This is a genomic window from Shimia marina (assembly GCF_001458175.1).
In the GTDB taxonomy this organism is placed as follows: Bacteria; Pseudomonadota; Alphaproteobacteria; order Rhodobacterales; family Rhodobacteraceae; genus Shimia; species Shimia marina.
This window is the reverse complement of sequence record NZ_CYPW01000032.1, coordinates 110,453-130,512: the sequence shown is the minus strand read 5'-3', so window position 1 is coordinate 130,512 and position 20,060 is coordinate 110,453. Positions and strand designations below refer to the sequence as shown.

At 58.3% G+C, this 20,060-nt stretch carries 26 protein-coding genes; 10 read left to right on the top strand and 16 right to left on the bottom strand.

The features are described 5' to 3' along the window. Positions 1–3: 3 nt before the first annotated feature. The 7 genes from lepB to folK all read right to left on the bottom strand — a co-directional run bounded on the left by lepB (position 4) and on the right by folK (position 6,134). Positions 4–843 carry a signal peptidase I gene (lepB, locus tag SHM7688_RS16880; protein ID WP_058241117.1) on the bottom strand — a complete coding sequence of 280 codons (840 nt, stop codon included), beginning with the start codon at positions 841–843 and terminating at the stop codon, positions 4–6. A 98-nt stretch (positions 844–941) separates the two neighbouring features. Continuing rightward, a complete protein-coding gene (gene acpS / locus SHM7688_RS16875; RefSeq protein WP_058241116.1) occupies positions 942–1,355 on the bottom strand; it encodes a holo-ACP synthase in 414 nt (137 codons plus the stop codon). Continuing rightward, entirely contained in the window at positions 1,352–2,092 is a 741-nt protein-coding gene (locus SHM7688_RS16870; protein ID WP_058241115.1) for a pyridoxine 5'-phosphate synthase, read from the bottom strand. The genes acpS and SHM7688_RS16870 overlap by 4 nt, the downstream gene beginning before the upstream one ends. A 109-nt stretch (positions 2,093–2,201) precedes the next feature. Continuing rightward, the gene (locus tag SHM7688_RS16865; RefSeq protein WP_058241114.1) at positions 2,202–2,858 is read right to left on the bottom strand and encodes a DUF2062 domain-containing protein; all 657 of its coding nucleotides are present in this window, start codon (positions 2,856–2,858) and stop codon (positions 2,202–2,204) included. 21 nt (positions 2,859–2,879) lie between these two features. Beyond that, on the bottom strand, positions 2,880–5,015 hold the full coding sequence (locus SHM7688_RS16860; protein ID WP_058241113.1) for a RelA/SpoT family protein: 2,136 nt from the start codon (positions 5,013–5,015) through the stop codon (positions 2,880–2,882). A gap of 27 nt (positions 5,016–5,042) precedes the next feature. Further along, the gene (rpoZ, locus tag SHM7688_RS16855; RefSeq protein WP_058241112.1) at positions 5,043–5,396 is read right to left on the bottom strand and encodes a DNA-directed RNA polymerase subunit omega; all 354 of its coding nucleotides are present in this window, start codon (positions 5,394–5,396) and stop codon (positions 5,043–5,045) included. 75 nt (positions 5,397–5,471) lie between these two features. Next, on the bottom strand, positions 5,472–6,134 hold the full coding sequence (folK, locus tag SHM7688_RS16850) for a 2-amino-4-hydroxy-6-hydroxymethyldihydropteridine diphosphokinase (RefSeq protein WP_306341275.1): 663 nt from the start codon (positions 6,132–6,134) through the stop codon (positions 5,472–5,474). 51 nt (positions 6,135–6,185) lie between these two features. Here folK and SHM7688_RS16845 point away from each other — a divergent pair, with 51 nt between their 5' ends. After that, positions 6,186–6,761, top strand: a complete 576-nt coding sequence (locus tag SHM7688_RS16845) for a LabA-like NYN domain-containing protein (RefSeq protein ID WP_058241110.1) — start codon at positions 6,186–6,188, stop codon at positions 6,759–6,761. A gap of 140 nt (positions 6,762–6,901) precedes the next feature. On the opposite strand, the gene SHM7688_RS16840 is transcribed toward SHM7688_RS16845, so the two are convergent. After that, positions 6,902–7,387, bottom strand: coding sequence for a c-type cytochrome (locus SHM7688_RS16840; protein ID WP_223229237.1), 486 nt, complete (start codon positions 7,385–7,387; stop codon positions 6,902–6,904). A 204-nt stretch (positions 7,388–7,591) separates the two neighbouring features. On the opposite strand from SHM7688_RS16840, the gene SHM7688_RS16835 reads away from it, so the two are divergent. From SHM7688_RS16835 to rnhA, 4 genes are read left to right on the top strand one after another with little or no spacing between them, the layout of a single operon-like run. Next, positions 7,592–8,056, top strand: coding sequence for a DUF3429 domain-containing protein (locus SHM7688_RS16835; RefSeq protein WP_058241109.1), 465 nt, complete (start codon positions 7,592–7,594; stop codon positions 8,054–8,056). Between the two features lie 24 nt (positions 8,057–8,080). Then, positions 8,081–8,695 carry a LysE family translocator gene (locus SHM7688_RS16830; RefSeq protein ID WP_058241108.1) on the top strand — a complete coding sequence of 205 codons (615 nt, stop codon included), beginning with the start codon at positions 8,081–8,083 and terminating at the stop codon, positions 8,693–8,695. Next, positions 8,692–9,297 (top strand): class I SAM-dependent methyltransferase, encoded by a 606-nt coding sequence (locus tag SHM7688_RS16825; RefSeq protein WP_058241107.1) that lies wholly within the window; start codon positions 8,692–8,694, stop codon positions 9,295–9,297. The genes SHM7688_RS16830 and SHM7688_RS16825 overlap by 4 nt, the downstream gene beginning before the upstream one ends. Further along, the gene (gene rnhA, locus SHM7688_RS16820; RefSeq protein WP_058241106.1) at positions 9,290–9,742 is read left to right on the top strand and encodes a ribonuclease HI; all 453 of its coding nucleotides are present in this window, start codon (positions 9,290–9,292) and stop codon (positions 9,740–9,742) included. The genes SHM7688_RS16825 and rnhA overlap by 8 nt, the downstream gene beginning before the upstream one ends. A 21-nt stretch (positions 9,743–9,763) precedes the next feature. Here the strand turns inward: rnhA and SHM7688_RS16815 are convergent, their stop codons facing one another. From SHM7688_RS16815 to def (SHM7688_RS16795), 5 genes are all read right to left on the bottom strand, one after another. Next, positions 9,764–10,000 carry a hypothetical protein gene (locus SHM7688_RS16815; RefSeq protein ID WP_058241105.1) on the bottom strand — a complete coding sequence of 79 codons (237 nt, stop codon included), beginning with the start codon at positions 9,998–10,000 and terminating at the stop codon, positions 9,764–9,766. Positions 10,001–10,009: 9 nt separating this feature from the next. Further along, on the bottom strand, positions 10,010–10,918 hold the full coding sequence (gene fmt, locus SHM7688_RS16810) for a methionyl-tRNA formyltransferase (protein WP_058241104.1): 909 nt from the start codon (positions 10,916–10,918) through the stop codon (positions 10,010–10,012). Between the two features lie 104 nt (positions 10,919–11,022). Next, positions 11,023–11,517, bottom strand: a complete 495-nt coding sequence (def, locus tag SHM7688_RS16805; RefSeq protein WP_058241103.1) for a peptide deformylase — start codon at positions 11,515–11,517, stop codon at positions 11,023–11,025. Further along, entirely contained in the window at positions 11,514–12,005 is a 492-nt protein-coding gene (gene def / locus SHM7688_RS16800; protein ID WP_058241102.1) for a peptide deformylase, read from the bottom strand. The genes def (SHM7688_RS16805) and def (SHM7688_RS16800) overlap by 4 nt, the downstream gene beginning before the upstream one ends. Further along, positions 12,002–12,514 (bottom strand): peptide deformylase, encoded by a 513-nt coding sequence (def, locus tag SHM7688_RS16795; RefSeq protein ID WP_058241199.1) that lies wholly within the window; start codon positions 12,512–12,514, stop codon positions 12,002–12,004. Before def (SHM7688_RS16795) ends, def (SHM7688_RS16800) begins: the two co-directional genes overlap by 4 nt. Before the next feature lie 122 nt (positions 12,515–12,636). Here def (SHM7688_RS16795) and SHM7688_RS16790 point away from each other — a divergent pair, with 122 nt between their 5' ends. Then, on the top strand, positions 12,637–13,809 hold the full coding sequence (locus tag SHM7688_RS16790; RefSeq protein WP_058241101.1) for a MalY/PatB family protein: 1,173 nt from the start codon (positions 12,637–12,639) through the stop codon (positions 13,807–13,809). Between the two features lie 153 nt (positions 13,810–13,962). Here SHM7688_RS16790 and SHM7688_RS16785 read toward each other — a convergent pair whose 3' ends face one another. Next, complete coding sequence (locus SHM7688_RS16785; protein ID WP_058241198.1) at positions 13,963–14,316, bottom strand: hypothetical protein; 354 nt, start codon at positions 14,314–14,316, stop codon at positions 13,963–13,965. 275 nt (positions 14,317–14,591) lie between these two features. Between SHM7688_RS16785 and SHM7688_RS16780 the strand changes: the two genes are divergently transcribed. From SHM7688_RS16780 to SHM7688_RS16765, 4 genes are all read left to right on the top strand, one after another. After that, positions 14,592–15,572, top strand: a complete 981-nt coding sequence (locus SHM7688_RS16780; RefSeq protein WP_058241100.1) for a glutathione S-transferase family protein — start codon at positions 14,592–14,594, stop codon at positions 15,570–15,572. A 90-nt stretch (positions 15,573–15,662) separates the two neighbouring features. After that, positions 15,663–16,622 carry a threonine-phosphate decarboxylase gene (locus tag SHM7688_RS16775; RefSeq protein WP_058241099.1) on the top strand — a complete coding sequence of 320 codons (960 nt, stop codon included), beginning with the start codon at positions 15,663–15,665 and terminating at the stop codon, positions 16,620–16,622. Further along, a complete protein-coding gene (gene cbiB, locus SHM7688_RS16770; protein ID WP_058241098.1) occupies positions 16,619–17,527 on the top strand; it encodes an adenosylcobinamide-phosphate synthase CbiB in 909 nt (302 codons plus the stop codon). Before SHM7688_RS16775 ends, cbiB begins: the two co-directional genes overlap by 4 nt. A 76-nt stretch (positions 17,528–17,603) precedes the next feature. Next, positions 17,604–18,776, top strand: coding sequence for a lytic murein transglycosylase (locus tag SHM7688_RS16765; protein ID WP_058241097.1), 1,173 nt, complete (start codon positions 17,604–17,606; stop codon positions 18,774–18,776). Between the two features lie 35 nt (positions 18,777–18,811). On the opposite strand, the gene SHM7688_RS16760 is transcribed toward SHM7688_RS16765, so the two are convergent. Next, positions 18,812–19,180 (bottom strand): hypothetical protein, encoded by a 369-nt coding sequence (locus SHM7688_RS16760; RefSeq protein WP_058241096.1) that lies wholly within the window; start codon positions 19,178–19,180, stop codon positions 18,812–18,814. An 84-nt stretch (positions 19,181–19,264) separates the two neighbouring features. After that, positions 19,265–20,008 carry a hypothetical protein gene (locus tag SHM7688_RS16755; RefSeq protein ID WP_058241095.1) on the bottom strand — a complete coding sequence of 248 codons (744 nt, stop codon included), beginning with the start codon at positions 20,006–20,008 and terminating at the stop codon, positions 19,265–19,267. Between the last annotated feature and the right edge of the window lie 52 nt (positions 20,009–20,060).

Below are 20,060 nucleotides of genomic sequence, written 5' to 3'. Positions count from 1 at the left end.
GCCTCACTCAACCGCCTTGAAGAACCGATCGCCGCGCCATGTCCAGAACGCAAACATGGAACGGCCAGCAGAGGAGAACATGATGCGGTCTGCGCGGCCGATCAGGTTCTCGTAAGGCACATAGTCCACCCCACGCGCGGATTTTGGCACGCGGCTGTCGGTGGAGTTGTCACGGTTATCTCCCATGAAGAAATAGTGGCCTTCAGGAACTGTATAGATACCAGTGTTGTCCGACCCCTGTGTGGTGATGTTCAGGGTGGAGTATTGCACACCATTGGGCAGGGTTTCGATGTAGCGTGACTTGGCACAGGCTCCGCCATCACCAACCGGGCCATTTTCACAGCGAGGGCGGTGACGTTGTGGACCTTGCGGGCCGTATTCTTCGGTGAAGACACCGCCATCTTCGCGTTTGACCACCTGACCATTGATATAGACGGCGCCATTGCGCAGCTGCACCTTGTCACCGGGCAGGCCAATCAGGCGTTTGATGAAGTCATAGCCAGTGACGGGATGGCGAAAGACCACCACATCGCCGCGCTCAGGCTCACCACCAAACAAGCGCTCATTGCTGCCCTCACCAAGCCATCCACAGAGATCTTTGGCATCCACATTGATGCCCACAGCCGGAATACGGACAGAAGGGCAGGAGGCATAGGAGTAGCCATAGGTCATTTTGTTGACGAAGAGGAAATCTCCGATCAGCAACGTGTCTTTCATGGAGCCGGATGGGATCCAGAAGGGTTGAAAAAACAGGGTGCGGAACACACCGGCAATCAACAGCGCCCAGAAAATCGTTTTGATGGTCTCGACGATACCGCTGTCGCTTTTGGCTTTCTCGGCCATGGGGTCACTCTCCGCTTTTACACCAACCTGTTTTGGTCTGAAGCTACATGCGGGTGTCAGCACGGGCTGTCAACCCGACCACCCCCTGCCCATGCGTCTTAGGCTGACTCTGGCGCGATTGGGCGGGCTTCGATCACCACAAAGGCCTGCGCCCACGGATGATCATCCGTCAGAGTGACATGAATGATCGCCTCATGGCCCGGAGGCGTCATCTCAGCGAGCCGCTCCCTGGCCCAACCGGTGACCTCCATCACCGGCTGACCGGTGCGCAGATTGCTGACCGCCATGTCTTTCCAGCTGATCCCCATGGCCAGCCCCGTGCCCAGCGCTTTGGAACAGGCTTCTTTGGCGGCCCAGCGCTTGGCATAGGTGCCGACGCTGTCCCGCCGCCGCTCAGCCTTGGCCTGTTCTACATCGGTGAACACGCGGTTTTTGAAGCGCGCCCCAAAACGCTCGATGGTGCCTGCAATGCGGTCAATATTGGCAAGATCGCTGCCGATACCGAGGATCACGCCCGCGCCTCCTCCATCAGACGGCGCATTTCGCGGATGGCAGGATCCAGCCCGCGAAAAATGGACTCCCCAATGAGGAAGTGCCCGATGTTGAGTTCCATCACCTCTCGCAGGGCCGCAATCGGCTGCACCGTGTCATAGGTCAGCCCGTGACCGGCATGCACCTCCAGCCCAAGAGACTGGGCAAAAGTGGCCATATCGGTGAGCCGTGCAAGTTCTGCATCGCGTTCTTCAAACCGGCCTTCGGCGTGGAAGTCGCAATAAGCGCCGGTGTGCAGCTCAATCACCTCTGCGCCGATGCGCGCAGCGGCTTCGATCTGGGGTTTCTCTGCGCCGATAAAAATCGACACACGGGAGCCTGCCTCACGCAAAGGGGCGATATAAGCCGCCAGTTTGCGCTCTTCCCGCACCACATCCAAACCGCCTTCGGTCGTGCGTTCTTCGCGTTTTTCCGGCACAATACAAACCGCATGAGGCTTGTGACGCAGGGCAATGGCCTGCATCTCGTCAGTGGCGGCCATTTCGAAGTTGAGCGGCACCGAAAGCGCCTCCATCAAGGCATCAATATCGGCATCGACAATATGGCGACGGTCTTCGCGCAGGTGCGCGGTGATGCCATCTGCCCCCGCTTCTTCGGCCAGTTTGGCCGCGCGCACCGGATCAGGGTAGGCGCCCCCGCGGGCATTGCGCACGGTGGCCACGTGATCGATGTTCACCCCAAGACGCAGCATGCTCATTCTCCTTATGCCTTGGCCTGATTTGCATTGGCCCAATGTCTTTGCATGGACCCTATGACGGCGGTGCCACAAGGAAAACCGCTTTTATGATCAAAAAGCGTGATGGGGGTCAGTTGTCGGCGTGAACATGGGCCGCCTGCTCCTCGGCCATGGCCCGGGCCTTGGCAATGCGCGCGGCAAATTTGGCAGATCGGCGCTTCTGATAGGCACGGATCAAAGGCACAGAAATGTAATACATAACGGTCGCGGCAATAATGCCCGGCAAAATGCCCCCCACCATATAGGGAAAGAACACCTCGTCATAAAAAACCCGCAGACCGTGCCAATCGGCGACATCATCGGTGAAAAGCGTCCAGAAATTGTGCCACAGATCCGCTCCGGCATTGGCGAATTTACCGCCCAGCGACTGTGTGTCGCCTTCTTCAAACTCAGTGCCCAGGAGGAAGTGTCCGGTTTTCAGCGACACAATGCCAATCGGCAGATAGGTCAGCGGGTTGCCAAAGAAGGTGGCCAGTAGTGCGGCCAGAAGGTTGCCCCCCAGGATGCGTGACAACAGCGCTGCCACCACGAAGTGCATCGTGTAAAACGGGGTAAACGTGGTGAAGACCCCGGCCCAAATACCGCGCCCGATGGTTTCAGGAGAGCCGGGCAGCCGCCGCAGACGGTGCTGCACATAGCGCGCAGCGCGTCCCCATCCACCGCGGGGATAGAAAAACTCACCGAGAATACGGAGAAAAGGCCTTCTATCGCGGCGCTTGAATACCACGGGGTTCTGTCCTCGGCTGTGTCAGGGTGCCAGCGCGTCGCGGGCCCTGTCAGGATTTCGATAGCGTTCGATCTCGGCCACGTCAGTTTCCGCTTCCAAAGCCAGCATCAGCTTGTGCAGGTGTTCGGCGTCGCCGAGGTCCACACTGATCAGAAGGCGGTAAAAATCCGGTTTCCGGTCCACGAACTCGAGGTCAGAGATATTGGCCTTATTCTCGCCAATCAATGTGCAAATACGCCCCAGCACCCCAGCGTCATTGCCGATGGTGACCAGCAATTGCACCGTATAGATCGGTTTGTGCTTGCCTGCATGCCAATGCAGGTCGAGCCAGCGGTCTGGCTGGTCTTCATAGTTGGACAAACTGTCGCAGTTGATGGCATGCACCACAACACCCTGCCCACGATAGGTGATCCCGACAATCCGTTCGCCGGGCAGTGGCTGACAGCAGGGGGCACGCTGAAAGCTCTGATCATCAGACAGGCCGATCACCGCGCGCTCTGCCGCAACCTCGTCGGTCTTTTCTGGTGCCAGATCCGGGTAAACGGCCTGCAACATCTCATGGGCTGTCAACTCAGCAGAGCCAAGTCGGGCCAAGAGCTCATCACGCTCTTTCAGACGTAGGTGTTTGGCAGCCAGATCGAGCACTTTGTCGGTGGCCTTTTTGCCGACATGTTCAAAAGCGGAGCGTGCCAGCTCTGCACCCAGCTTCACATAACGTTCCCGATCCAGCTCACGCAGGGCCCGGCGAATCGCCGTGCGGGCCTTGCCGGTCTTTGCGATATCCAACCATGTGGCCTGCGGCATCTGACCTTCGGCGGTGATGATCTCCACCGATTGGCCATTTTTGATGCGTGTCCAAAGCGGCACACGACGATGATCCACCTTGGCCCCAACACAGGCATGGCCGATACGGGTGTGAATCGCATAGGCAAAATCGATCGGTGTTGCACCCCGCGGCAGCTGCACCACCTCGCCTTTGGGCGTGAAACAGAAGACATGATCAGAATACATCTCAAGCTTCACAGCTTCGAGGAAATCCTCATGATCTTCTTCGGCATCAAACTGTTCTGTGAGGCCGGAGATCCATTTTACCGGATCCACCGCAAAGGGGTTTTCGCCGCGCGAGCCATCCTTGTAGGACCAATGCGCCGCCACGCCGGTTTCGGCCACATCATGCATCTGATGGGTGCGGATCTGCACTTCCACCCGGCGGCCATTGCGGCCTGACACGGTGGTGTGAATAGAGCGATATCCGTTGGATTTGGGCTGGCTGATATAATCCTTGAACCGGCCCGGCACCGCCCGCCAGCGTTGGTGAATCACCCCAAGCGCCCGATAACAGCTGTCCTCAGAATCGGTGATGATACGGAAGCCGTAAATGTCGGACAGACGCGAAAATCCCTGATCCTTCGCCTGCATCTTACGCCAGATCGAATAGGGCTTCTTCGCACGCCCCACCACGTCCCCTGGCACGTAATGATCAGCCAGTTCCTGCACCATGTCATTGGTGATGCGTTCAATCACATCACCAGTTTCCTTCTGCAGGGTGATAAAGCGGCGCATGATCGACGCACGGCCTTCTGGATTGAGCACCTTGAACGCAAGATCTTCGAGCTCGTCGCGCATCCACTGCATCCCCATGCGTCCGGCCAGCGGCGCATAGATATCCATGGTTTCACGCGCTTTTTGCGCCTGTTTTGACGGGCGCATCGCCTTGATCGTGCGCATATTGTGCAGACGGTCGGCCAGCTTCACCAAAATCACCCGCAGGTCTTTGGACATGGCCATGAACAGCTTGCGGAAGTTTTCAGCCTGTTTCGTCTCAGAGGAGGACAGCTGCAGATTGGTCAACTTGGTGACACCATCCACAAGCCCGGCCACCTCGCCGCCAAAGGTCTCTGCAACCAGATCGTAGGAAGCTTTGGTGTCTTCGATGGTGTCATGCAAAAGCGCCGTGATGATGGAGGCATCATCCAGATGCTGCTCCGCCATGATCCAGGCAACTTCGATGGGATGGGAAAAATAGGGCTCACCGGAATGGCGAAACTGCCCGTCGTGCATGTCGCGGCCAAATTCATAGGCCGCGAGAATCAGATCAGCGTTTGTCTTCGGATTGTAGGCGCGAATGAGATTGATAAGGTCATCAGCAGGTATCATTGGCGCCCACCTATAGTTCCGTAGGGCTTAGCCCTGTCCTTGCGCTTCCATCAGAGCCCGCAGGAGCTTCTCTTCGGACATGTCATCCTCAGCGGGGGCATCCGCCTCAGCACCCATCAGGAGTGCCATACGGTCTTCTTCAGGCTCATCGACTTCAATCTGGCTCTGGTTGGCCTCGATCAGACGCTCGCGCAGCTCGTCAGCGGTCTGGGTTTCTTCTGCGATTTCACGCAGGGCCACCACAGGGTTCTTGTCGTTGTCACGATCCAGAGTGATGGCGGCGCCAGCGGACACCTCACGGGCACGGTGGGACGCAAGCATCACCAGCTCAAAGCGGTTGGGGACTTTGTCTACGCAGTCTTCAACGGTCACGCGGGCCATCGGGCACTCCATTCGTTATGGATCTGGTCGGAAGTCGTGTATCTACGCGGGATTGCACCCCTTGACAAGCAAGATTCACAGCGGTCGCACTTCATCCCGCGCGCTTTGCGGCAATTGTGCATAGAATTCTGCAACCGTGCCCCCCAAAACCGGGTGACGCCACGTCGCAGCTACATCCATCAGAGGGGCCAGAACAAAGGCCCGCTCCTGCATGCGCGGATGGGGAAGAATCAGCTCCTGCGGCGTTGATTTCACCTGTTCTTCCAAAGGCAAGTCGCGCCAAGCGGTGTGCGTTTCAAGATCTGGGCGCACCAGATCTCCGTAGGCGATCAGGTCAATGTCCAAAGGTCGAGTGCCCCAACGTAATGTGCGCTCACGACCAAAAGAGGCTTCGATTTCATGCAGGCGCGCCAGTAAATTTTCCGGCATCAAATCGCTCTCAATTGTGATTGCGGCGTTCACATAATCGGGCCCTGCTCCTGCCGGGAAACAAGGTGTTTGAAAGAATCGGCTAATTGCGCGAAGATGAATACCATTACAATTCAATTGCATAATTGCGCGTGCAATGGTTTGGTCGGGAAAACCAAATTCAGAAGGCAAATTACCACCAAGAGCCAATAGACCGAAATTAGGCACTTTCTTCTCCGTGAAATGAGGTGCGTTACTGCAAGAATTCTTCGCAGCGCTTGCGAGCGCGAAAAATATGATTATTTTAGCGACACTGCTTCGTCCACTCAAATTACACTCACGGGACATTCCAGACGGGGCAGGCTTAGAAAGGACATTTTGATGTTTTACAAAGACGAACGGCTTGCGCTGTTCATAGACGGTTCGAATCTATACGCGGCCGCAAAGTCGCTCGGATTCGATATCGACTACAAGCTTCTGCGGCAGGAATTCATGCGTCGCGGCAAGCTGCTGAGAGCATTCTACTACACAGCGCTACTGGAAAATGACGAATATTCGCCAATCCGACCACTGGTCGATTGGTTGCATTACAACGGCTTCACCATGGTGACCAAAGCGGCGAAAGAGTACACCGATGCTCAGGGGCGCCGTAAGGTCAAGGGGAACATGGACATTGAGCTGGCTGTGAATGCAATGGAACTGGCGCCACATGTGGACCACATCGTTCTGTTCTCTGGGGATGGAGATTTCAGACCGCTGGTGGAAAGCCTGCAACGTCAGGGCGTGCGTGTCTCCGTGGTCTCCACGATCCGCAGCCAGCCCCCGATGATCAGCGACGAACTGCGCCGTCAGGCGGACAACTTCATCGAGCTAGACGGGCTGCGTGAAGTGATCGGCCGCCCGCCGCGCGATCCAATGCCTGAACACAGCCGCGAAGCGGAACTGGCAGACGACTGATCCTGGGGATGGATCATCATTGAGTGGCAGAAGCCGGGATGCACAAGCACCCCGGCTTTTTGTTTGTTTACGCCAGCATTCGCGCAACTGATTGGGCGGCGTCCCGCACTGCAGCGCGCGCAGCAAGAAACGAGCGGTTTTCAGGAGCCGTTGATCTGATTGTGCGTGTCGATGACACGACTGGGCCACGTGCTTTTGATATATCCCAGAACATCAAGAATATCCTGATCACTGAGGCCATCACCAAATCCGGGCATATTGCTTTGATACCCCTGCCCTACCACCTGTTCGGTGCCAAATTTTGTGATGGCAAACAATATGGCGTCGGGATGATGCCAGGTATGGCCGCTGGCGTCATGCGGCGGCGCAGGCAGCAGGCCATCAGCGTCACGCTGGCGCCAATTGGGTGCACCTTCAAGCTTTGCCCCGTGACAGACCGCGCAATTCTCCGCATAAAGTTCTGCGCCACGGGCCACATTTTCCGCCTTGTCATAGGGCAGCACAACTTGCGCCGCTTCTGCATTGGAAGGACGCAGACCAAACTGCCAGACAGCGCCGCCCATCAAGACAAGGCCAAGGATCATTCCCGTGCGCTTGAGCACGGAGGCATGCAAGTGTTTCATCATGATTTCCATCCTGTTTTCCACTCGCTAGCAGCCTCCCCTGCTGGAAGGTCAAGCACTGGACGCAGCGATGTGAAACCTCTACCCCTGAGGGCGCAAAGGCGGGGGCCAGCCCCCGTCGCACAGGTGCGACTCCCCCAGGATTTTTAAGTCAAATGAAGTCCCCGGGTAGGAAAAGCGACAGAACAGACCCAGGAGACAGCGGCCATGACGCATCAGAAGATCACCATTCCTACCGCCGCCCTCATATTGGGCGCAGCTGGGCTCATTCCCTTTGTCTGGGGCGCACTGACCTACCTGAACGACACACTTGCGCTTTGGGGCACCGAAGTTTTGGGACCAAGGTTTGTCGGGCCCTATATTCAGCTGTTTTATGGCTCGGTTATCTTGAGCTTTATGTCTGGCGTGCTCTGGGGGTTTGCCACCAAGGCGGACGGCAGGCAGGCGACCCTGTGCTATGCGCTCTCTGTAATTCCTGCGCTCTGGGCCTTCTTCATGACGGGCGGCGGCCCCACAGGCGCGGCCAGCAATCTGATTTCTGGCTTCATTGGCCTGCTATTGCTGGACTACTGTTTCTTCAAATGGGGCCTCACACCCCCCTGGTGGATGCAGCTGCGCGTGTTTCTGACCAGCGTTGTGATCTTATGTCTGGGTATCGGGGTGGTGATGTGAGCCACAAAACTATGGGTTAAACAAATGATATCAATTCATTTTCTACTCACCGCTTTTGTTGTGATCATCGCGCCCGGCACAGGGGTGATTTACACTTTGGCAATGGGGTTAGGCCAAGGGCCACGCGCTGCGCTTTGGGCGGCGCTGGGATGCAGCTTTGGAATTTTACCTCACCTGCTGGCCGCGACATTGGGTCTGGCGGCGGTGCTGCACACCTCTGCTGTGCTCTTCAATGTCGTGAAGTTTGCAGGGGTGAGCTACCTCCTTTATTTGGCATGGCAGGCCCTGCGCAGTGACGGTGCCTTAAGCCTGCGTGCCGAACGCAAGGTGCAAAAGGGCACCGTGATCGCGCGGCGCGGGGCGCTCATCAACATCCTCAATCCGAAACTCTCGGTATTTTTCCTCGCACTGCTGCCCCCGTTTTTGAGCGGTGTACCAGAAAGTGCCACCGCCGAGATGGCCCTGCTCGGCGGGGTGTTCATGGTGATGACCTTTGGCGTTTTTGTGCTCTATGGGCTGTTTGCCGCCAAAGCGCGGGATGTGCTTTTGAGCAGTGAGCGCGTGATGACCTGGCTGAACCGCAGTTTTGCGGCGATTTTTGTGGCGCTGGCGGGGCGGCTGGCGATGGAGCGGGTATGAGCGATAAAGAGACACTGGAGGTCTATGCCAAGGCCGCCGAGGATTATGCCGCACGCTTTGGGAAAGTGGCAGAGGGCGACATTGATCAGTTCAGCGATCTGAAAGCGCTGTTTGAGCTTTTGCCTGACAATGGACTGGTGCTGGATCTGGGCTGTGGCCCCGGGCAATGGGCCGCCAAAATTCGGGAAGCAGGCTATCAGGTCGAAGCTATGGATGCCTCCCTGGAAATGGCGGCGCTGGCCAAAAAGCGGTTTGATCTCAACGTGACAGTGGGAGTGTTTGAGGATCTGACAGCAGAGGCCAGATATGATGGGATCTGGGCCAATTTCAGTCTGCTGCACGCGCCACGCGCGGATTTCCCCACCCATCTGGCGCGGATACATCGCGCACTCAGACCCGGCGGCGCGTTTCACATCGGCATGAAGCTTGGTGCGGCGGAGGCGCGGGATGGTCTGGGCCGGTTTTACAGCTATTATGGAGAGGCCGAATTGATCGACCTGCTGGAAGCCGCGGGCTTTACCGTCATCCGAAAAAGGCGCGGCAACGGCAAAGGATTGGCTGGCAGTGACGACACATTTGTCATACTGACCGCCCATGGCTGATTTGATTGCATATACCGATGGCGCATGTTCTGGAAACCCGGGTCCGGGGGGCTGGGGTGTGTTGCTGCAGGCCAAGGATGGCGACACCGTGATCAAATCACGGGATCTGTCTGGCGGCGCACCGGAAACCACCAACAACAAGATGGAACTGATGGCCGCGATCATGGCGCTTGAGACGCTGGAACGGGCCAGCACCATCACCGTTGTGACCGATAGCACCTATGTCAAAAACGGTGTAACCGGCTGGATTTTTGGCTGGAAGAAAAACGGCTGGAAAACCTCAGCCAAAAAGCCTGTGAAAAACGTCGAGCTGTGGCAACGGCTGGATGCAGCGCAGGCGCGCCACACGGTGACATGGGAATGGGTCAAAGGCCACGCCGGACACCCGGAGAACGAGCGCGCCGATGAGCTGGCGCGCGAAGGCATGGCCCCGTTCAAAAAGTAAGCCGTTAAAAGGCAGACAGCGCTATTTGCGGTAATGCGTCGGCACGATGATCAGCGCGCCGATGGAGGCGACGATGGCGTTCATGCCGGGGCTGCCAAAGCCGATGTGGAACATGCGGCTGACCATGAAAAACAGGAATGCGCCGCCGACACAGATGATGATCGACGGGATAAAGCCATTGTGCGTGAATCCGCTGCGCTCTGAGGCGTAGCCGATGATCCCGGCGATAATCATGGTTCCAAAAAAGGCAAAGAACATCGCGCGCCCTTAGAATTGCTGACCTTTGGTGAGCGGGAAGCCCCGCAGAAAGATATCCGCATCCTGCGCGCCTTTGCCCGCACGTTGCAAGCGCAGAAGCTGCACGGCCCCTTCACCACAGGCGACGGTGATTGACGTCTCATCAAGCAAGGTGCCAGCCTGCCCCTGCCCTTCGGCAATGCGAGAAGCGAGGAGTTTCACCCGCTGTCCGTCAATTTCAGTCCATGCGCCGGGAAACGGCGACAGACCGCGGATTTTGCGATCCACCTCGGCAGCGGGCGCGGTCCAATCGATGCGGGCCTCTGATTTGTCGATCTTTTCAGCATAGGTCACGCCGTCGTCAGGCTGTGGTTTTGCGGGCAAATCCACCAGCGCGGCCAATGTGTCGACAATGGCTGTCGCCCCCAAGACCGCAAGCCGGTCATGCAGCTGCGCGGTGGTTTCTTCCGCACCGATGGCGATTTCGCGGCGCAGGCGCACAGGGCCCGTATCGAGCCCCGCATCCATCTGCATGATGCAGACGCCAGTCTCTGCATCCCCGGCCATGATGGCGCGATGGATCGGCGCAGCCCCACGCCAGCGCGGCAGCAGGCTCGCGTGGATGTTAAGACAGCCCTGTGTCGGCGCATCAAGCACCGCTTGCGGCAGAAGCAGCCCATAGGCCACAACAACCCCCACATCTGCTTTGAGGTCGCGGATGGTTTGCTGCACCTCATCGCTGCGCAGGCTGGTGGGGTGATGCACTTCAAGACCCAGTTCTAGTGCACGGGCGTGCACCGGGGTTGGACGGTCTTTCTTGCCACGGCCTGCGGGGCGTGGGGGTTGGCAGAACACGGCGGCAATTTCATGGCCTGCCTCTACCAGAGCGTCGAGAACGGAAACGGAAAACTCCGGGGTGCCCATGAAAAGAATGCGCATCTTGTCTTACTCCCTCTTGCCCGGCACCGCCGGACTGCGCCTGCCTGCCCCATTGGCAGGCGCAGTCGTGCCAGCCCAGGCAGGCTTCGCCATTGTGTCCCAGTTTAGCGCTGTTTCTGCGCCTTTTTGATCAGCATGGACCGTTTGGTCTTGCTGAGGTGGTCAAAGTACATCTTGCCGTTGATGTGGTCGATCTGGTGCTGCACGGAAGTGGCCCAGAGACCGACAAAATCCTTTTCCATGGTCGCGCCATGCTCATCCATATAGCGCACGGTCACGGCGCGCGGGCGGGAGATTTTGGCGGACACTCCCACGAGGTTCGGGCTGGCCTCTTCATGCTCACGCGGCTGCACGGAGGCATGCAGAATTTCGGGGTTGGCCATGCGGATGGCCTGATTGCCCTCTTCGGTGGCATCCACCACGATCAGGCGCTTGAGCACACCGATCTGGTTTGCCCCCATGCCCACACCGGGCATGGCATACATGGTGTCGATCAGATCATCCCAGACTTGGCGGACCTCATCGGTGATCTCTGCCACAGGGTCGGAAACAGTGCGCAGGCGTTTGTCTGGCCATGGCAGGCAGGGGCGAACGGTCATGGGCTGGTATATCCTTGCAAAATCTCGGTGCGGGCGGTTTCGGATAGGTGATCCAGCGTCACGCGACCGGCGAGATGGTCCATTTCATGTTGAATGCAGCGGGCTTCAAAGCTGTCAAAATCACGCTCATGCGCGCGGCCAAGCTCATCTGTCCACCGCACTGTGATCCCTGTGGGGCGAATAACCGGCACCATCAGGTTGGGGATCGAGAGGCAGCCTTCCTCAAGGCTCTCCACGGTCTCGCTCTGCGTGATGATTTCAGGATTGAGAAAAGCCATGGGGGTGCGCGTGCCCTCTTTCCATGTGCAATCCATCACAAAGAGCCGTTTCATGACCCCGACTTGCGGCCCGGCGAGGCCACGGCCCGGGGCGGCATACATGGTGTCAAACATATCGGCAATCAGGCGGCGCAGGTCTTCGTCGTTCACAGGCGCGCAAACCTCAGACAGGCGCGCATCTGGATAGAAGACCAGCGGAAGAACACTCATCCGCGCGCCAGCTCACGCTTCATTTTCTGGCTCTTGCGGGTGATCATCTGGCGCTTCATCGGGCCAAGATAGTCGATGAAGAGTTTGCCATTGAGATGGTCAATTTCATGCTGCACGCAGGTCGCCCAGAGCCCATCAAAATCGCGCTCCTGCGGGTTGCCATCCTGATCAATCCAGCCCACGCGCACCTCTGCCGGGCGGGTGACCTCGGCAAACTGCTCAGGAATGGAGAGGCAGCCTTCTTCATAGACGTTGAGATCCTCGGAGCTGGACAGCACTTCGGGGTTGAACATCACCATGGGCTCTGGCGTACCCTCTTTGACGCAATCCATCACGATCAACCGCTCCAGCACACCCACCTGAGGTGCCGCCAGACCGATGCCCGGCGCGTCATACATGGTTTCAAGCATGTCGTCGGCCAGCCTGCGCAGATCATCATTGAGATCAGGCACGGAGGCGCAGATTTTCTTCAGACGCGGGTCGGGGTGGATGAGAATTGGTTTGATCATGGCCTTCATCTAGGGCAGTCGGGCCTTACACGCAACGGGCTTGCGCAACAGGCCATGGGCAGGGTTGCACATGGGACGCAAATCGCTAGCGTGGCTTGCGATGTTAACAAAGGACGCCCCCCATGAATTTTGATGAAATCATCGACCGTTTTGGCACCCATTCCGTGAAATGGGACATGATGGAGCAGCTTTATGGCGTGCCTGCCGATGACGGAATCGCGATGTGGGTGGCGGATATGGATTTCCGCCCTCCCCAATGTGTGAGCGATTCCATTGGCAAAATGCAGGCGCAGGGGGTCTATGGCTATTATGGCGATGAGAGCGCCTATCGCGCGGCGATCTGCTGGTGGATGAAAACCCGCCACAACTGGGAGGTGGATCCCGCGTCGATTTTCACCACCCATGGTCTGGTCAACGGCACCGGGCTTTGCGTGGACAGTTTCACAAAACCCGGCGAGGGCGTGGTCCTGACCACGCCGGTCTATCACGCCTTTGCCCGCGTGATTGAGGCGGCGGGCCGTGAGGTGATCGAATGCCCTCTGGCCTTGACCAATGGGCGCTATGAGATGGATTTTGACGCTTGGGATGCGCAGATGAAAGGGCATGAGACCATGTTCATCCTCTGCTCCCCGCACAATCCGGGGGGGCGCGTCTGGACCCGCGAAGAGCTTCAGGGCGTGGCGGATTTCTGCAAACGCCATGACCTGATTCTGGTGTCAGACGAGATCCACCATGATCTGGTCTATGCGGGCAACACACATATCCCGATGACCAATGTGGATCCGAGTATTCTGGACCGTCTGGTGATGATGACGGCCACCACAAAGACCTTCAACATTGCAGGCAGCCATTCAGGCAATGTGATCATTCCAGACCCGGCGTTGCGGTCAAAATTTGCCGCGCGCATGGCTGCGCTTGGCATTTCTCCCAACAGCTTTGGCCTGTTCATGGCGGAGGCAGCCTATTCGCCGGAGGGTGCGGCCTGGGTGGATGGGCTGATCAGCTATCTCGACACCAACCGCAAGATACTGGATGCGGCGATTGCCGACATCCCCGGCGTGGCCTCCATGCCACTGGAAGCGACCTATCTGAGCTGGGTGGATTTCGGCGGCACCGGCATGGAGCGCGCAGAATTCACCCGCCGGGTGGAGAAAGACGCTCGCATCTGCGTCAACCACGGCACCACTTTTGGCAAAGGCGGCGAGAGCTATCTCCGGTTCAACATTGCCACGCCACGGGCAAGGGTGGAAGAAGCGGCTCAGCGCCTGCGCGCGGCCTTCGCCGATCTGCAGTAAGCGTTCTAGCCCCAAACGTTTGGACCTATCAGAGCGGCGGCGCTCCCGCCGCTTTGGGCCCATCCAAGATGGGCCCGCCCCGTTGGGCGTAGCTCAGCTGCGCTGAGCCTGAGGCGCAAGACCTCTGCAAAGCGCCACATCCTAGTGTCGAGATCAGTTGGGACGGTCCAGCAATCCGGCCGGGACAGTTTCACCGCGATAAAAATCCACCGGCGCCTGATCTGACGCGGGGGTGAACCGCTTGAACTCATAGTGCATTTCGCCATCTTCCTCATCGGTCGCGATGACCAGACACTGATAAAGATGTTTGCTGCCATCATAGAGGTTCACCAAGCCGCGCAGCTGCGGCGCGGTTTGTGCATCCAGCGTGAAGCCATCCTCCAGAAAGCGCAGCACACGCACACTCTGTCCATCAGCCTCCACCCGCAGGCGATGGCGTTGTTTCTGAGCTTTCTTGCGTGCGGCATCGATGCCGGCCTGCACTTCGGCAGAAAAATACGTGGACATGGGCGTCTCCATAGGCGGGCTTGATCGTTGTTGTGATGGTGCCCCGGGTCAAGCGAAGATTCGGTAAATGCCTGCGAAGTGAGGCTTCAGCCCCACAGATACACCGCCTCTACCGCTGCAAACTCTGCTTCCAAAAATCTCGCGACAAACCCCTTCATCACAAACCCTCTGTGCAAAAACGCGCAGCCATCGCGCGCCTATCGCTGTTTTGACAGAGGACCGTGACACCTAGATGTCACTCAAACACTGATGCGCAACACAGAAAGGACTATCTCATGGGGCTGCTGGTGGACGGAAAATGGACAGACAAATGGTATGACACCAAAAGCACCGGGGGGAAATTCGTGCGCTCACAGGCTCAGTTTCGCAACTGGATCACCCCAGATGGCCGCGCGGGTGCCAGCGGCGTTGGCGGCTTCACCCCCGACAGTGGCCGCTATCACCTTTACGTCTCTTATGCCTGTCCCTGGGCCCATCGCACCCTGATCTTTCGCGCCCTCAAAGGGCTTGAGGCGCATATCTCTGTCTCTGCTGTGCATCCGGATATGCTGACTGAAGGCTGGACATTCGAGAGAGATGAAGACGGTGCCACCGGCGACACGCTCTATGGGCTGCCTTTTGCCCATAGTCTCTACACAAAGGCGGACCCCGCCTATTCAGGCCGTGTCACCGTGCCGGTCCTCTGGGACAAAGAACGCGAAACCATCGTGAGCAATGAGAGCTCCGAAATCATCCGCATGTTCAACAGCGCCTTTGATGGTCTGACCGGCAACCATCTTGATTTCTGGCCAGAAGCGGAGCGGGCAGAGATCGAAGAGGTCAATCAACGTATTTATGATACGGTCAACAACGGGGTCTACAAAAGCGGCTTTGCCACCACGCAGGCGGCCTATGATGCGGCAGTGTATCCGCTGTTTGACACATTGGAGTGGCTGGAGGCGCGTCTGAGCAACCAGCGCTATCTGATGGGGGATCACATCACCGAAGCAGATTGGCGTCTGTTCACCACGCTGATCCGCTTTGATCCGGTCTATCACCTGCACTTCAAATGTAACCGCAAGCGGCTGGTGGATTACCCCAATCTCTGGGCCTACACACGCGAGCTCTATCAGGTGCCCGGCGTGGCAGAGACGGTGAACATGCCCCATATCGTCGGGCATTATCACCGCAGCCATGCGAGCATCAATCCGCACGCGATCGTGCCCATCAATCCGATCCTCGACTATGACGCCCCCCATGGGCGTGAGCCTCTTTAGGCGCGGACCCAATGGCCTGCGCAGGTAAGAAAGCTTGCGCAGGGCCAAAGAGATGCGCTAGGCGCGCCTTGCAGGAGGGAGCAAAGCGCAATGACCAACAGGCAGACCCAAAATCAGAAGACGCCCCGCGATCATGGCGGCGGCATTGATGCGGCCATTGCCCGATGGGGTGGTACCCGTGCGGGCTGGCTGGATCTGTCCACAGGCATCAACCCAACGCCCTATCCGGTCACCGCCTTTCCCGCGGATGCCTGGACGGCCCTGCCGGACAAAACCGCGCAGGAGGCGCTGCTGCGCGCCGCGCGCCAGTTCTGGAACGTGCCTGACACGGCTGCCATTCTGGCCGCCCCCGGTGCCTCTGCGCTGATTGCACGTATTCCTGCATTGGCCGCAACTGGCCAGGTGGACATCCCCACCCCCACCTATAACGAACACGCAGCCGCCTTTGCCGCACAGAGCTGGCGCTTTGCAGAAAACGCGCCTGATGCGCGGGTGTTGGTGCATCCCAACAACCCAACAGGCCATTTCTGGAGCACCGCCGACCTGACCGCACCCCTGATGGTGATCGACGAGAGCTTCTGTGACATTGCACCCGAACGCAGCATGATCGCAGAAGCGGCCAAGCCCGGTCGGATCATTCTCAAGAGCTTTGGCAAATTCTGGGGCCTTGCCGGTGCCCGGCTGGGTTTTGCCATTGGTGATCCCGCGCTGATTACGCAACTGGCAGATTTCATGGGGCCTTGGGCCGTGTCCGGCCCCGCACTGCATCTGGGCACAGCGGCGCTGTCAGATCCCGACTGGGCCGCAGAGACCCGCGCACGACTGGCTCAGGATGCAACGCGGCTGGATGAGATGATCTGCGCCCAAGGGGCCACGCTGGCAGGTGGCACTGATCTTTTCCGTCTCTATGAGGTGGCAGATGCCGCCCTCTGGCAGGAGCGCCTGGCACAAAGCCACGTCTGGTCCCGCATTTTCCCCTATTCAAAATCCTTCCTGCGGCTGGGCCTGCCCGCCGCAGACCGCTGGGCACAATTGGAGGCCGCATTATGAGCACTGCAGCAATCTTGGTCGGCGCGCTGTTGCTGGACGCCGCCTTTGGCGAACCCCGCTGGCTTTGGGATCGGCTGCCACATCCGGCCGTGTTGATGGGGCGGGCCATTGGCTGGGCCGATACCCGCTTCAACAGCGGCATGGCACGGCAGGCCAAAGGCGTGGCCTTGGTTTTGGCGCTGATCACGGCGGCGTTCTTTCTGGGCAAAATCATCGCGCTCTTTGGCTGGCTGCCACAGATGGTGATCGCGGCGATCCTGCTGGCGCAGCGATCCTTGGTGGACCACGTGCGCGCCGTGGGAGATGGGCTGCGCCTGTCGCTCGGCGAAGGGCGTCGCATGGTCGCGCGCATTGTCAGCCGCGATACCGCCACCATGGATCAAAGCGCCGTGGCCCGCTCCGCAATCGAATCTGGTGCTGAAAACCTCAGTGACGGGGTGATTGCCCCAGCGTTCTGGTTTCTCATCGGGGGGCTGCCCGGCCTGCTGATCTATAAGGTGGTGAACACCGCTGACAGCATGATCGGCTATCGCACGCCACGCCATGAAGATTTCGGCTGGGCGGCGGCGCGGCTGGATGACCTGCTCAACTGGGTGCCCGCGCGTCTCACCGCCGGGCTGATTGCGTTGACCCATTTTGGGCTCTCCCACTGGCAGGCAATTCGGGAAGATGCCAAACTACACCGCTCCCCAAACGCGGGCTGGCCTGAGGCCGCCATGGCCCGCGCGCTCAACGTGGCTCTGGCCGGGCCGCGCTCCTATGACGGCAGATTGCAGGAGTTCCCATATGTGAACCCGATGGGGCGCAAAACCCTCAGCGCAGACGCTGTTGAGGCCTGCTGCCGCGCGCTTTGGCTGAGCTGGGGCGGCGCATTGGCGGTGGTCTTCCTGTTCGCACTGTTCTGATCTTAGCTGCTGGGCGCTTGCCCCGTGGTCAGGCTCTGTCTATGTCTGAGACAGTTTCTGACCACGAGGGATTTTCATGCGTCTTTTGCCCGCGCTCGCCGCGCTTGTTCTGTCTGCGGCCACCGCCAGCTCCGCCTATGCGCAATGCGGCGGCTCCTTTAGCAGTTTTGTCAGCGGCCTGAAGCAGGAGGCCCGTGCCAAAGGCTATGACAAATCCACAGTGGACCGTTTCTTTGCCAGCGCACGCCAAGATCCCAAAACCCTGAAGGCCGACCGCTCTCAGGGCGTGTTCCAGATGCCGTTTCTGGATTTCTCCCAGCGCCTGATCAGCCAGAACCGCATTGATGTGGGGCGCAAAAAATCCAAACAATATGACGCCACCTTTGACCGGATTGAGCGCCAGTATGGCGTCTCGCGTGGCGTGCTGCTGGCCTTCTGGGCCTTTGAAACTGACTACGGCGCCTTTCAGGGGGATTTCAACACGCTGAACTCTCTGGTGACATTGGCCCATGATTGTCGCCGCCCCGAGCTCTTCCGACCACAGGTCTTTGCCGCGCTGGAGCTTTACACACGTGGCGATTTCAGCCCCACAAAAACCACCGGGGCCTGGGCCGGGGAAATCGGCATGGTCCAGATGCTGCCTGCCGATATTATCGAAAACGGTGTGGATGGCGATGGCGATGGCAAGGTGCGCCTGAAAACCTCCGCACAGGATGCGCTGATGTCTGGGGGCAAAATGCTCTCTCACCTCGGCTGGCGCGCGGGCGAACCCTGGCTGCAGGAGGTCACCGTGCCCCGCGATCTGGATTGGTCCAAATCCGGGCTGGACACCACATTGCCGGCGCAGCAGTGGGCCAAAATGGGCGTCAAACCACGGGAAGGCCAATTCGCCAACCTGCCCGCTTCCCTGCTGTTGCCACAAGGGCGCAAAGGGCCTGCCTTTCTCGCCTACCCCAACTACAGCGTTTATTTTGAGTGGAACAAAAGCTTCGTCTACGTGACCACCGCCGCCTATTTCGCCACCCGTCTGGAGGGCGCAGCCCGCTATGACGCGGGAAACCCTGATCCCGGTCTCACAGGCACTCAGATGAAAACGCTGCAGAAGAAACTCAAAGCACGCGGCCACGATGTGGGCAAGGTCGATGGCATCCTTGGCAAGCTGACCCGCCGTGCGGTGCAGGCTGAACAAAAGCGCCTTGGCCTGCCAGCAGATGCCTGGCCGACAGCCGCGCTGCTCAACGCGCTCTGACCTCCAATCTGGAGCACCGCATCTGGCGGCGCGGCTTACGACTGCGCCGCCACCTCCCTGACAGGAAACCGCTGCCCATCGGCGGTCTGCACCACCAGCCGTCCAGCGTTTTCCACAATCCGGTCACAGCGCTCTACCCCGGTGACAAAGGTCACACAGACCACACTGTCCGCCCCCACCTGCCAATGCCCATACCAGGTGCCACCGCCGCCATAGGTGTATTGATACTGGCCATTGGCCTCATAGACAGATTGCCCGTCGTCAAAAAACACCAACCGCTGCCCAGACAGCCGCGCCTCCAGCGCCGCTTTGTCAAAGCTCTGATCCCCAGACTGCGCCTTCCAATCCTGCGCCCATGCTGGCACCGCCAACAGCAGTATCCCCAAAATCCATAAACCGCGCATCTGCACACCTCCTGCCTGCCCCATCCTAGACAGCTCAGAGAAAACAGCCGCGTCACAATCCAGTGAGACAGGTAAAAGCAAAGCCTAGAGTTTCTCGCTGAAGGTGCATTCCGGGTCTATGAACCAATCAGAGTTGACACCCACAAAGGAATCGTACCCCGTACGCTCATCTACACTGTCTACTGAGACCTCTTTGATTTTAGTCGAAATGCTCCGGGCTAGGCCAAGATCGTCCCCCGCATCTACTGTCACAGCGAAGCTATCTGATTTTGTGGTTCGAGCAACATAGATACTGTATCCCGACAGGCCAGCATTTCTAAGAAGCTCTGCAAACTCTGCCACATCCGACTTCGCATGGCTGCAATTCTCTTTAGTGGGTACATAAGATGCAATCAGCGCGTGATACTTGCCAATTGGGATCAAATCGTCGCCCAAAGAAAACTCCATCACGGCATCTTCTGGGGGTGCAGCCCCTTCGATATCAAGTTCTTCGAAGGTTTTAAAAACACAGTTCTGCGGCAATAATCCGCGATCAACCTGATCCTGAAACAACACGCTAACAAGACGATCTTTAGCGTCCTGTACAACCAACTGCTCAGCGCGCACCAATGTGCCTGCATAGAGGCAGCTGGCCATCAACTCCTCTGCATTCTTGGCATGCGTTGTATTGGTATGCACTTCTTTTAGAAGTTCGTGAACGGTTTCAGCGTGAAAGATTCTCTCATCCAGTTGCTGTGCTTGCTCTTTGGCCTGTGTGGAAAAATAAAGCGCCACAACGGACAAACATAGAGAACCGGCAGACACGAGGTCTTTAAAAGTAACCAACATAAAAACATCTCCATTAAAATAGAGATATATTAACACAGAAGAGCCACGCGCC

Bases quoted from the DNA above. Each gene is read 5' to 3' on its own strand.
- lepB (WP_058241117.1), bottom strand. From the start codon at position 843: ATGGCCGAGAAAGCCAAAAGCGACAGCGGTATCGTCGAGACCATCAAA.
- SHM7688_RS16870 (WP_058241115.1), bottom strand. From the start codon at position 2,092: ATGAGCATGCTGCGTCTTGGGGTGAACATCGATCACGTGGCCACCGTG.
- SHM7688_RS16860 (WP_058241113.1), bottom strand. From the start codon at position 5,015: ATGATACCTGCTGATGACCTTATCAATCTCATTCGCGCCTACAATCCG.
- rpoZ (WP_058241112.1), bottom strand. From the start codon at position 5,396: ATGGCCCGCGTGACCGTTGAAGACTGCGTAGACAAAGTCCCCAACCGC.
- SHM7688_RS16845 (WP_058241110.1), top strand. From the start codon at position 6,186: ATGTTTTACAAAGACGAACGGCTTGCGCTGTTCATAGACGGTTCGAAT.
- SHM7688_RS16840 (WP_223229237.1), bottom strand. From the start codon at position 7,387: ATGATGAAACACTTGCATGCCTCCGTGCTCAAGCGCACGGGAATGATC.
- SHM7688_RS16835 (WP_058241109.1), top strand. From the start codon at position 7,592: ATGACGCATCAGAAGATCACCATTCCTACCGCCGCCCTCATATTGGGC.
- SHM7688_RS16830 (WP_058241108.1), top strand. From the start codon at position 8,081: ATGATATCAATTCATTTTCTACTCACCGCTTTTGTTGTGATCATCGCG.
- SHM7688_RS16825 (WP_058241107.1), top strand. From the start codon at position 8,692: ATGAGCGATAAAGAGACACTGGAGGTCTATGCCAAGGCCGCCGAGGAT.
- rnhA (WP_058241106.1), top strand. From the start codon at position 9,290: ATGGCTGATTTGATTGCATATACCGATGGCGCATGTTCTGGAAACCCG.
- SHM7688_RS16815 (WP_058241105.1), bottom strand. From the start codon at position 10,000: ATGTTCTTTGCCTTTTTTGGAACCATGATTATCGCCGGGATCATCGGC.
- fmt (WP_058241104.1), bottom strand. From the start codon at position 10,918: ATGCGCATTCTTTTCATGGGCACCCCGGAGTTTTCCGTTTCCGTTCTC.
- def (WP_058241103.1), bottom strand. From the start codon at position 11,517: ATGACCGTTCGCCCCTGCCTGCCATGGCCAGACAAACGCCTGCGCACT.
- def (WP_058241102.1), bottom strand. From the start codon at position 12,005: ATGAGTGTTCTTCCGCTGGTCTTCTATCCAGATGCGCGCCTGTCTGAG.
- def (WP_058241199.1), bottom strand. From the start codon at position 12,514: ATGATCAAACCAATTCTCATCCACCCCGACCCGCGTCTGAAGAAAATC.
- SHM7688_RS16790 (WP_058241101.1), top strand. From the start codon at position 12,637: ATGAATTTTGATGAAATCATCGACCGTTTTGGCACCCATTCCGTGAAA.
- SHM7688_RS16785 (WP_058241198.1), bottom strand. From the start codon at position 14,316: ATGTCCACGTATTTTTCTGCCGAAGTGCAGGCCGGCATCGATGCCGCA.
- SHM7688_RS16780 (WP_058241100.1), top strand. From the start codon at position 14,592: ATGGGGCTGCTGGTGGACGGAAAATGGACAGACAAATGGTATGACACC.
- SHM7688_RS16775 (WP_058241099.1), top strand. From the start codon at position 15,663: ATGACCAACAGGCAGACCCAAAATCAGAAGACGCCCCGCGATCATGGC.
- cbiB (WP_058241098.1), top strand. From the start codon at position 16,619: ATGAGCACTGCAGCAATCTTGGTCGGCGCGCTGTTGCTGGACGCCGCC.
- SHM7688_RS16765 (WP_058241097.1), top strand. From the start codon at position 17,604: ATGCGTCTTTTGCCCGCGCTCGCCGCGCTTGTTCTGTCTGCGGCCACC.
- SHM7688_RS16760 (WP_058241096.1), bottom strand. From the start codon at position 19,180: ATGCGCGGTTTATGGATTTTGGGGATACTGCTGTTGGCGGTGCCAGCA.
- SHM7688_RS16755 (WP_058241095.1), bottom strand. From the start codon at position 20,008: ATGTTGGTTACTTTTAAAGACCTCGTGTCTGCCGGTTCTCTATGTTTG.